Below are 10,204 nucleotides of genomic sequence, written 5' to 3' on the forward strand. Positions count from 1 at the left end.
TGATAACCTCGATCGGTACGCCTCCGTAGCTCAGGGGATAGAGCGTTGGTTTCCGGTACCAAAGGTCGCTGGTTCGATTCCAGTCGGGGGCACAGACCGGGGCAAGGGATCGCGGGTCATTTCGACCTCGCGGTCCCTTTCTCGTGACAACAGCGTGACAGCATTCGTGGCGCGTTTCGCCTGATGCAGCGCCCCCGCGACATCGTCGAGATCATGGTCGAACAGGTCCGCGAAAGGCGAGAAAGCCGCCCCTGAACCCACCTGACCCGCTCGTCGTTTCGGCGCAGAGGCAGAGGTGGAGAAGTGGACACAGGTTGCCCGAGAGCTGGCGATTCCCGAACAGCAGCTCGCGGTGATGGCTGCTGCCTTCGACGCGGAACAGCTCGAACTCGCGCTGACAGCGCCTGTCAGCGAGGTCCGCGCTCGTTCCGTGCGCGATCGCCTTCGCGACGGTCGTCGGGAAGGCGCGATGAGCCTCGGGCGTTCCTCGATTCCTGCCCTGGTTTTGCACGGCGGATTCCGCTGCCACGGGCTGCCATTGGTGGAATACTGCCCGCATGGGCTGGATACGGGGATTGACGGGTGCGGCGGTGTTCTCCGCGGCAGCGGCCGCTGTGATCCTGGCCGTGCGACGGGCCTCACTGCGATGGGGCGCGACGGACGAGGAGCTTCTCGCGAAGCTGGCCGGGGATGATCTGCTGCCCCGTCCGGATCTCGTCGCGACGCGTGCCATCTCGATCGGTGCGCCGCCGTCCGCGGTATGGCCATGGCTCGCGCAGCTGGGGCAGAATCGCGGCGGGTTCTACACCTACGACTGGCTCGAGAACCTCGTCGGTGTCGAGATCCACAGCGCCGACACCGTCGTCCCCGAGTTCCAGATCCGCTCGGTCGGCGATGCCGTGAATCTGGCTCCGGGCGTCGCCCTATCGGTCGCGTCCATCCATGAGGAGAGCGATCTCGTGCTGCGCGGCGCTGTCGGCCCCGACGGTACCGGCGCAGGAGCTCCGTACGACTTCACATGGGCCTTCGTCCTGCGTCCCCGAGCGGATGGTTCGACACGGCTCATCGTTCGCGAGCGGTATGCGTACCTCAGACGCTGGGCCGGGGCACTGGTCGAGCCGGTCGAGATGGTCAGTTTCGTCATGACCGAGAGGATGCTGCGGGGCATCCGTCGGCGCTCAGAGCGCTCGCCTTCACGGCCCACCCCGTCATGAGTGCCGCCCTGCCGCTCAGACGAGGAAGAGTCCGTCGAGCATCCCCGGGTTGTGCGCGTGCACGAGCACGAGGAAGACGACCGCGTCGAACAGCAGGTGCACCGTCACGACGTACGCCAGCGACCGCGTCTTCAGGAAGATGAAGCCCTGCAGCAGCGCGAACGGGATCGTCAGCAACGGCCCCCACGCCTGGTAGCCGAGCTCCCACAGGAACGACACGAACACGATCGCCTGCAGCACGTTCGCGACCGCCATCGGAAAGTGGCGGCGCAGCAGCACGAAGACCGTGCAGATGAAGAAGAGCTCGTCCCAGATGCCGACCGCGCCGACGCCCACGAACAGCCGCGCGATCAGCTCCGGCGTGTTCACGACCGGCCAGTTCGTGTAGACGCCCGAGGTGATGAAGTAGAAGGGCAGGATGAGCCATCCGAGCGCCAGCACGACGACGAGCCACGTCCACTGGAACGTCGTCCATCTGCCGCCACCGCGCCAGGGGAAGCGGATGGCGTAGTCCCGGTAGACATAGCGCGAGATCAGGTACGGCACGAGCACCGCGCCGCCCAGCGCGAGAGTGAAACGCACCATGGCCCAGTTGTCGAGTTCGGCCTTCAGCGGGATAACGCTGACGATCAGCATGCCGATCGCGATCAGCGACAGGTCGCGGACGAGACTCGGCGTCCGTCCCGAGATGATCTTCGCCGTTTCGTAGCGCGGACCGACCCGCACCTCGGGGAAGCGCGCCTTCGCCCCCTCCGTCAGGCGCACGCGCAGCAGCCAGGCCAGCAGCATCCCGAGCGCCAGCAGCGCCCAGCCGAGCCAGGTGATCCGCAGCACGAAGAACGCGGGAGCCGCGAGGCACACCACGAGCGCCGGCAGCAGCCCGATCCAGACGGTCGGACGGACGGGGGCGTTCGTATCGGTGAGCGCGGGCATCCGCCTCAGTCTTTCAGACGGTGCACTATCCCGCCCGGCAAGCTCAGCCGACGCGTCGGTACGCGAGGTCCCGGATGTCTCGGCCCGCACGGATCCCCTTCCGCTCGAACGCCGTCATCACCCGGCCCTCGAACCGCTCGGCCCAGTCGCCTTCGAAGGCGCGCTCGAAGTGCGGCGAAGCATCCAACGCCACGCGCATCCCCCGCGCGTAGTCCTCCCAGTCGGTCGCCATGCGCAGCATGCCGCCCGCGGTGATCGCGCGGGCCGCCGCGTCGGCGAACTCCTCCGTTACGAGCCGGCGCTTGGTGTGCTTGTTCTTGTGCCACGGGTCGGGGAAGAACACCCAGAGTTCGGAAACGGATGCCTCGGGCACGAACGTCGCCAGCACCTCGGGGGCGTTCGCCTCGATCACGCGGATGTTACGCGCGCCCTCGCGCTCGGCGTCGAGCATCGTGCGGGCGAGTCCCGCGCGGAACACCTCCACCGCCAGGAAGTCGGCCTCGGGGCGTGCGAGTGCTGCGGCGATGATCGCGTGCCCCTGACCCGAGCCGACCTCGACGATCAGCGGCGCGGTGCGTCCGTAGACCTCGGCCGGGTCGAACCGGGCGTCGGGATGGACGGATGTCTCGGCGACACCCCGCTCCACGTCGATCAGGTACGCGGAGGCGAGCTCGACCCAGGCGCGCTCCTGTCCGTCGGACATGCGGCCACCCCGCCGGACGAACGAGACCGGCTTGTCGCGGAAGGTGGGTGCGTCGGGCTCGGTCACACTCCCCAGGCTACCGAGCCGCAGCATCCGTTCCCCGCCGTCGCTCCGCGCACGCCGCCCACCCCGCCGAAACACCCATTCTGCGGCGAAACACCCCGCGACACAGGGTGTTTCGGCGCAAATGGGGTGTTCGGGGTCTCGAGGGCACCGGGGCCGGGCCGAAGGGAAGCGGAGCTAAGCGGAGCGAACCGAAGCGCCCGGACGACGGGCGAGGCCGGACGGGCGGGCGGGCGTCAGGAGGTGACGAAGTCGATGAGCTCTTCGACGCGGCCGAGCAGCGCGGGCTCGAGGTCGCGATACGACGTCACGGCGCCGAGCACCCGCCGCCAGGCGCGAGCCAGGTCTGCGGGGGTTTCGGCGGGCCATCCGAGTCCCCGGCAGACGCCCGTCTTCCAGTCGATCCCACGCGGGACCTCGGGCCACGCCCGGATGCCGAGGGCCTGCGGCGTGACGCACTGCCAGACGTCGACGAACGGATGTCCCACGATCAGCGTGTGCGCCCCGTGCGGTCCGCGCGCCACGGCGTCGGCGATGCGCGCCTCCTTCGAACCCGGCACGAGGTGGTCGACAAGAACGCCGTAGCGGCGCTTCGCCGACGGTGGTTCGGCCGTGAGCATCGCGTCGAGCAGGTCGACGCCCTCGAGGTACTCGACGACGACGCCCTCGATGCGCAGGTCGTCGCCCCACACCTTCTCGACGAGCTCGGCATCGTGCCGGCCCTCGACGAGGATCCGGCTCGGCAGCGCGACGCGTGCGCGCGCATCGGCGACCGCGAACGAGCCCGACGCCGTGCGGGCGGCGGGCGGCCGGACCGCAGGAGTCGCGGGGGCCGGCGGTCCCAGCTCGACAAGCTGACCATCCACCATGAATCCGGGGCCGAGCGGAAACAGGCGACGACGTCCGTGGCGGTCTTCGAGCTCGACGTGGCCGGACTTCACGCCGGTGACCGCGCCGCACCATCCGTCCGACGCGACCTCGACGACCAGGTCGTGCTCGGCGGCGACGCGGGGCACGCGACGCGCGTTCTTGTCGCGCCATCCCGCGGCGAGCACGTCCGTTCCGTACCTGTCGTCCATGTCGCCCTCCTGGGATCGATCCGAAGCATCCGAGCCGGCGTCGGCGCATGCCGCAGACAGTGCGCCCGGCGCGAAACGCTACCCCGGCATCGGATCCGGATCGCGCGCCTCGCCGGGTGTCACCCCGATCGCCCCGCGAGGGCGCGGACGCCGCTATCGGGCATGCCGGGCGCCGCATAGACTCGTGGAGTGGGCTTTTCCTCGGCCCGCGAAGGGGGTCGCGATGCACGCGCGTTGGTCTCTGAACGCGCGCGCGGCTGCTCTCGTCCTCGCCGTGATGGCGCTCCTCCTGGGCCCCGCGGGCGCCGCGATCGCCACGCCGCCGGTGACGCTCGGTTCCGGCTACATCCTGGACGACGCGGGCGTGCTCGCACCGCCCGCCGCGGCCGACGCCGAGGAGCGCCTGCAGCGGTTCCGCGAGGAGTCCGGACTCGATCTCTGGGTCGTCTTCGTCGACGAGTTCACCGATCCGGCCTCGTCCGCGGACTGGGCGAATCAGACCGCGCTCGACAACGGGCTCGGCCCCACCCAGTATCTGCTCGCGGTCGCCACGGAGTCGCGGCAGTTCTACCTCTCCGGTGACAGCGCGGGACCCGTGACAGACGAGCAGCTGGGCTCGATCGAGCAGAACGACATCCAGCCCGCCCTCGCAGCAGGCAACTGGACCGGAGCGATCGACGCGACGGCCGAGGCACTCGCCGAGGCGACCGGAACGGGCACGGATGGCGGCGGCTCCTCGTCCTCGAACGGCTCGAGCGGGCTCCTTCCCCTCCTCGCGGTCGGAGCCGTCGTCCTCGCCGGGTTCGTGCTGGTCGGCTGGGTTCTGCTGCGCAAACGCCGGCACCCCTCCCCCAGCGCCATCGAAGCCCCTGCCATGCCGACCGAAGAGCTCGAGCGCCAGGCATCCGCCGCCCTCGTCGCGACCGATGACGCGATCACCACGAGCGCACAAGAACTCGGCTTCGCCAAGGCCCAGTTCGGCGACGAGGCCACGGCCGCATTCTCGGACGCCCTGGAGCGCGCCCGTGCGGCGCTCACCGAGGCGTTCTCGCTGCGGCAATCCCTCGACGACGAAACGCCCGACACGGATGCCTCGGCCCGAGCCGCGTACACGCGCATCCTCGAACTCTGCGCGGCGGCGAACGCCGACCTCGACGCCAAAGCCGCCGATTTCGACGAGCTGCGCAAGCTCGAGCAGAACGCCCCCGAGGCCCTCGTTCGCGTCGAGGACGAACGGGTGAAGGCGGCGGCCTCGATCGAGGCCGCGGACGCCGCCCTGGCCGCGCTCGGCGCCCGGTATGCCCCCGAAGCCTTCGCGACGGTCTCCGACAACCCCGACCAGGCTCGTGCGCGCCTGGAGTTCGCGACCGACCAGCTCGCCGAGGCGCAGCGCGATGTCGGCGCGGGCAGGGGCGGCGAAGCGGCCATCGGCATCCGCGCCGCCGAGGATGCCGTCGACCAGGCGCGCCTGCTCGAGAAGGCCATCGACGACCTGGCGGCGAACCTCGCCGAGGGCGAACGTCAGGCGGCCGCGCTGGTGAGTGAGCTCGAAACCGACCTCGCGACCGCTGCGTCGCTGCCCGATCCGGATGGACGTGTCGCGGCGGCAACGCTCGCGACGCGGCGAAGCGTCGACGAAGCCCGGAAGTTGCTCGTTCCGCCCAGTCGTCCGCTCGCCGCTCTCGATGCCCTGCGTGCGGCGAACGAACAGATCGACGCGGTGATCGCGGGAGTGCGCGACGCACAGGCCCGCGACGATCGCGCTCGACAGCAGCTCGCGCAGGCGATGCTGCAGGCTCAGGCCCAGATCTCGGCCGCCGACGACTACATCACCTCGCGCCGCGGCGCCGTGGGCGCGACCGCCCGCACGCGCCTGGCCGAGGCCCGCACCTCGCTCGCCGGGGCGCAGCAGTTGCAGGGCACCGATGCCGCGGGCGCCCTCGCGCAGGCCGGGCGCGCGGCACAACTCGCCGCCGAGGCCACATCGGTCGCCCAGCGCGACGTCGGCTCTTTCGACGGCGGCGGCTTCGGAGGCAGCGGATCAGGTTCCAACGGCGGGGCCGGGATGCTCGGGGCCATGCTCGGCGGCGTCGTGCTCAACTCCCTGCTCGGCGGCGGCTCGCGCTCGTCCGGCGGCTTCGGCGGCCTCGGCGGGCTGGGCGGCTTCGCCGGCGGTGGCTCCCGCGGCGGGTCACGCGGCGGGAGCTTCGGGGGCGGCCGCGCACGTCCCGCGAGTTTCGGGGGCGGCGGCACCCGCGGGCGCCGCGGCGGAGGCCGATTCTGACCGCGGCCGACGGGGCCACCGCACCGCGACGAGCCCGCGCATCCATCATCCGGACCACAACAGCCACAGACCACGTGAACAGCCAAAAAGGAAGGAAACCGTAATGGCCAAGCAGTCCATTTTCGGCCGCATCTCGACCCTCGTGCGGGCGAACGTCAACGCCATGATCGACCAGGCCGAAGACCCGCAGAAGATGCTCGACCAGCTCGTCCGAGACTTCACGAACAACATCGCCGACGCCGAGACGGCGATCGCCGAGACGATCGGAAGCCTGCGCCTGCTCGAGCGCGACCACCAGGAAGACATCCAGGCGGCCACGGAGTGGGGCGGCAAGGCGCTCGCGGCGAGCCGCAAGGCCGATCAGCTGCGCGCGGCGGGCGACCCGACCGACGCCGACAAGTTCGACAACCTCGCCAAGATCGCGCTGCAGCGCCAGATCGCGGCCGAGGGCGAGGCGCGTGCCGCCGAACCGCAGATCGCGTCGCAGACCGAGGTCGTCGACAAGCTCAAGGACGGCCTCAACGGCATGAAGCAGAAGCTCGAGCAGCTGCGCGCCAAGCGCAGCGAACTGCTCGCGCGCGCGAAGACCGCCGAGGCGCAGAACCGCGTCCATGACGCCGTCAAGTCCATCGACGTCATGGACCCGACGAGCGAGCTCGGACGCTTCGAAGACAAGATCCGCCGTCAAGAAGCCCTCGCCGCGGGCAAGGCCGAGCTCGCCGCGTCGAGCATCGACGCGCAGTTCGAGAGCCTCGAAGACCTGGGTCAGCTGACCGAGGTCGAGTTGCGTCTGGCCCAGCTGAAGTCCGGTGGCCCGCAGCGCGCCGCGATCGACGCGCCGGATTCCGCGTCGTAATCAGCGCGACCGAGCACGCCCGCGCCGCGGCATCCGTCATTCCGACAAGGGAACGGATGCCGCGGCGCGGCGCTTGCGGAAGGATGGGCAGATGGCGCGCTTCGTGATCGTCCCGCAGTGGCAGGGTTCGTCGTCGAGCCGCGCGATGCAGCTCGTCGATGGAGCAACCGCGATCGCGGGTGACCTGCCACGGTCTGCCTGCACGTTCGTCGAGGTCCCCGCCGAGGCGGGCGAGAGCCTCGACACGAGCGTGCGGCGTCTGTCGACGCTCCGCCGCGTTCGTGAGCTGGTACAGCAGGCCGTGGTCGGCGGCGAAGACCCCGCAATCGTCATCGGTGGCGACTGCGGAGTATCGGTCGGGGCTGTGGCGGCCGTCGCGGCGGACGATCCCGACGGCGACATCGCGCTCGTCTGGCTCGACGCGCACGCCGACCTGCACACGCCCGAAACGGTCGTGTCCGGCGCGTTCCACGGCATGGTGCTGCGCGCCATCCTCGGCGAGGGCGTCGAGGGCATGACCCTGCCGGGCGGCGCGATCACCCCCGATCGGGTCGTCCTCGTCGGTACCCGTGACCTCGCGGCGCCCGAAGAGGACTACATCGCGCGAACGGGCATCCGGATGCTTCCGGTCGAGAGCCTCGCCGAACCGGCGTCCGTCGTTGCCGCGGTGGCCGAGACCGGCGCGAGCCGGGTGTTCCTGCACATCGATGTCGACGTCCTCGACCCGGCCGCTCTCACGGGACTCGCGTTCCCGGTGCCCTTCGGCGCCCAGCCCGCCGATCTGATCGCGACCATCAAGGCGCTTCGAGCCCGCTTCCCTCTCGCGGGCGCGGCGATCACCGAGTTCTCACCGTCATCCCCCGACGATGCCGTCGACGACATGGGCACGATCCTGCGCATCGTCGGGGCGCTCGTATGAGCCCCGCGACTCCCCCGGCCGGATGGCGCGAGCGCGCCGATCGCGCCGTGCGCCGGGGGCAGCGACTGGACCGTTTCATCCCCGGATTCCTGCTCGACTCCGCGATCAGCCGCGCCGGCTACCTCTACGCCACGGGAGTCGCGTGGGTCTGGGGCGGGCTGCTCAGCACGGGGCGCATCGAACGCAAGCAGGGTCTGTGGGTCTTCCGCGGGTTGCCGCCGTGGGCGTTCCCCCGCGGGGGCGTGTGCACGGGCGGATGCTTCCTCACCGGCGACGGCCCCGTCCCCGCATCCGTTCTGCGGCACGAGGCGATCCATCGTCGGCAGTGGCAGAAGTACGGGATGCTGATGCCGCTGCTCTACGCGATCGCCGGTCGCGATCCTCTCCGCAACCGGTTCGAGATCGAAGCCGGGCTCGAAGACGGGCGGTACGTCCCGCGTCAACGAGTCGTGCGGGCGACCGCGAGCTGAGTCGGGCTCCGCCCGCGCTACCGGAGAGGGTTCAGCGGGCGAGCAGGCCGTAGCGCTGCGGCGTAGCGATCGCCGCCGGCGAGACGCCGCGGCGGTCGGTCAGGTGCTCGAGGATGTCGGCGGTACCGAGGAATCCGCCGAGCAGCGTCACGCGGGTGTCGTCGCTGTCGTCGCAGATCATCTCGTCGGCCCAGGCCGTGACGGCGCGGGTCAGCGCGGCACCGGATGCGCAGCCGCGGCCCGTGCCGGGGTCGCCCGTGCGGCGGGAGCGGTCGAGCCACGTGAGCGTCATGCGCTGGGGAACGTCGAGATCGGTAACGAAAGACGCATCCGGCACCTCGACGAAGATGCGGCCGGTCGAGCAGAGCGGAAGCGTCACGAGGAGCGCCTCGAGCTCGGCGAGCGATGTCTCGTCGGCCGTCACCAGGTGCTGCACGCGGCTGGCACGGGACGCACGACGCGCCGCCGCGCGAGGCGCTGCGGTGGGGAGGGAATCGATCGACATGATTCCTCAACTATACCGCTGAGATAGGAGAGCCTTACCTTTGTGGCCGTGAAAAACCTGCGTGATCGGGGTGGCGACCGGTCGGCGTGTCATTGAGCCGCCTTTTCTCATCTTCTTCTCATCTGTAAAGACCCGGTTGGGGTGCTTTTCGGGGGTGGAATGTCGGTGGTTGGTCGGATGATGGATGCATGACCAACACCGCACTGAATGCCCGACTTCGGGCTGACGAGCGGATGAATGTGTTGTTGCCGAGGCTGGTGGAGGTGCGGGCCGCGAAGGCACGCCTCGATGCGGAAGAAGCACGGTTGCTGGCCGAGGCGCAGACCATTGCGGATGACTGGACCGACGAAGCGCAGTACGGGCGGGTCGGGTCGGATGCGGGGTTCCCGTACCGGTCGGTCGCGGCCGAGATCGGTGCCGCGTGGCGGGTCAGCGACCGCACCGTGCAACGCCAGATGAGCGACGCGGCGACCCTCGTCAGCGACTACGCGGGGACACTCGAAGCATTGGATGCCGGAGTCATCTCGGTCGCGCACGTCCGGGCGATCGTCACCGCGGGTGCGATCATCGAAACCCCCGGGATGCGGGGCGAGTTCGAACAGGACGTGCTGCAGATCGCGGCCGCGGAGTCCGCAACGCGGCTGATACCGCTCGCGAAACGGCGGGCGGAGTGGTACGCCGAGACCACGTTCGAGCAGCGCCACCGCCGGGCGGTCAAGGACCGGGCGGTGTGGGTGACCGATGTCGAGGATGGCATGGCCGAGCTTCGCGCGCTCCTGCCCGCCGTGGTCGCGCACGGCGTGCACGATCGGCTCAGCGAAATGGCACGCTCCGTCATCGATGCGCGGCGGGTTGAGCTGAACACGGATACCGACGCCGATCCGACTGGATGCGGGGACGATGGGTCCGCGGACACGCCTGATGTCCGCACAACGGACCAGGTCCGTGCTGACATCCTCGGCGACCTACTCCTCGCCGCCGCTCCTACCGCGCACGACGGCGGGCCCACCGACCTCGGCGCGATCCGTGCGAGCGTCCAGATCACCGTGCCCGTCATGTCACTGATCGAGAAACGGATCACCGACCCCTACGAAACAGCGTTCCTCGTCGGACACTCCCCCATCGACCCCGAAACCGCGTGCATGCTCACCGCCGGGGCGGCCGGGTGGGACCGGATC

General features: G+C 70.1%; 10 protein-coding genes and 1 tRNA gene. 7 read left to right on the forward strand and 4 right to left on the reverse strand.

All coding sequences use genetic code 11. The annotated features are described in order from the left end of the window. Positions 1-19 precede the first annotated feature (19 nt). Both C2868_RS09835 and C2868_RS09840 read left to right on the forward strand, forming a co-directional pair. Positions 20-92: transfer RNA gene (locus C2868_RS09835), tRNA-Arg, on the forward strand. 465 nt (positions 93-557) lie between these two features. Beyond that, positions 558-1,214: an SRPBCC family protein gene (locus tag C2868_RS09840; RefSeq protein ID WP_219811471.1), complete on the forward strand. Its 657-nt coding sequence runs from the start codon at positions 558-560 to the stop codon at positions 1,212-1,214. Positions 1,215-1,229: 15 nt separating this feature from the next. Here C2868_RS09840 and C2868_RS09845 read toward each other — a convergent pair whose 3' ends face one another. From C2868_RS09845 to C2868_RS09855, 3 genes are all read right to left on the reverse strand, one after another. Further along, a complete protein-coding gene (locus C2868_RS09845; RefSeq protein ID WP_103663207.1) occupies positions 1,230-2,147 on the reverse strand; it encodes a CPBP family intramembrane glutamic endopeptidase in 918 nt (305 codons plus the stop codon). 43 nt (positions 2,148-2,190) lie between these two features. Further along, positions 2,191-2,850: a tRNA (guanosine(46)-N7)-methyltransferase TrmB gene (trmB, locus tag C2868_RS09850; RefSeq protein WP_103663220.1), complete on the reverse strand. Its 660-nt coding sequence runs from the start codon at positions 2,848-2,850 to the stop codon at positions 2,191-2,193. Between the two features lie 299 nt (positions 2,851-3,149). Next, positions 3,150-3,992: a DUF3097 family protein gene (locus C2868_RS09855; RefSeq protein ID WP_100810297.1), complete on the reverse strand. Its 843-nt coding sequence runs from the start codon at positions 3,990-3,992 to the stop codon at positions 3,150-3,152. Between the two features lie 223 nt (positions 3,993-4,215). Here C2868_RS09855 and C2868_RS09860 point away from each other — a divergent pair, with 223 nt between their 5' ends. The 4 genes from C2868_RS09860 (at position 4,216) to C2868_RS09875 (ending at position 8,521) form a co-directional block, all read left to right on the forward strand. Then, positions 4,216-6,276: a TPM domain-containing protein gene (locus tag C2868_RS09860; RefSeq protein ID WP_181003419.1), complete on the forward strand. Its 2,061-nt coding sequence runs from the start codon at positions 4,216-4,218 to the stop codon at positions 6,274-6,276. A 103-nt stretch (positions 6,277-6,379) separates the two neighbouring features. After that, positions 6,380-7,132, forward strand: a complete 753-nt coding sequence (locus tag C2868_RS09865; RefSeq protein ID WP_100810296.1) for a PspA/IM30 family protein — start codon at positions 6,380-6,382, stop codon at positions 7,130-7,132. Between the two features lie 31 nt (positions 7,133-7,163). Further along, positions 7,164-8,051 carry an arginase family protein gene (locus C2868_RS09870; protein ID WP_103663222.1) on the forward strand — a complete coding sequence of 296 codons (888 nt, stop codon included), beginning with the start codon at positions 7,164-7,166 and terminating at the stop codon, positions 8,049-8,051. Next, positions 8,048-8,521 carry a Fe-S oxidoreductase gene (locus C2868_RS09875; protein ID WP_103663208.1) on the forward strand — a complete coding sequence of 158 codons (474 nt, stop codon included), beginning with the start codon at positions 8,048-8,050 and terminating at the stop codon, positions 8,519-8,521. Before C2868_RS09870 ends, C2868_RS09875 begins: the two co-directional genes overlap by 4 nt. A 31-nt stretch (positions 8,522-8,552) precedes the next feature. Here C2868_RS09875 and C2868_RS09880 read toward each other — a convergent pair whose 3' ends face one another. Then, positions 8,553-9,026, reverse strand: coding sequence for an SIP domain-containing protein (locus C2868_RS09880; protein WP_103663209.1), 474 nt, complete (start codon positions 9,024-9,026; stop codon positions 8,553-8,555). A 188-nt stretch (positions 9,027-9,214) separates the two neighbouring features. Between C2868_RS09880 and C2868_RS09885 the strand changes: the two genes are divergently transcribed. Continuing rightward, the coding region (locus C2868_RS09885) for a DUF222 domain-containing protein (protein WP_103663210.1) at positions 9,215-10,204 on the forward strand (990 nt) is incomplete at its 3' end.

It is taken from the genome of Microbacterium sp. CJ77 (assembly GCF_002911615.1).
Taxonomy (GTDB): Bacteria; Actinomycetota; Actinomycetes; order Actinomycetales; family Microbacteriaceae; genus Microbacterium.

Excerpts from the sequence above, each read along its gene's own strand:
- C2868_RS09875 (WP_103663208.1), top strand. The coding sequence starts at position 8,048 with ATGAGCCCCGCGACTCCCCCGGCCGGATGGCGCGAGCGCGCCGATCGC.
- C2868_RS09855 (WP_100810297.1), bottom strand. The coding sequence starts at position 3,992 with ATGGACGACAGGTACGGAACGGACGTGCTCGCCGCGGGATGGCGCGAC.
- C2868_RS09840 (WP_219811471.1), top strand. The coding sequence starts at position 558 with ATGGGCTGGATACGGGGATTGACGGGTGCGGCGGTGTTCTCCGCGGCA.
- trmB (WP_103663220.1), bottom strand. The coding sequence starts at position 2,850 with ATGTCCGACGGACAGGAGCGCGCCTGGGTCGAGCTCGCCTCCGCGTAC.
- C2868_RS09845 (WP_103663207.1), bottom strand. The coding sequence starts at position 2,147 with ATGCCCGCGCTCACCGATACGAACGCCCCCGTCCGTCCGACCGTCTGG.
- C2868_RS09860 (WP_181003419.1), top strand. The coding sequence starts at position 4,216 with ATGCACGCGCGTTGGTCTCTGAACGCGCGCGCGGCTGCTCTCGTCCTC.
- C2868_RS09880 (WP_103663209.1), bottom strand. The coding sequence starts at position 9,026 with ATGTCGATCGATTCCCTCCCCACCGCAGCGCCTCGCGCGGCGGCGCGT.
- C2868_RS09865 (WP_100810296.1), top strand. The coding sequence starts at position 6,380 with ATGGCCAAGCAGTCCATTTTCGGCCGCATCTCGACCCTCGTGCGGGCG.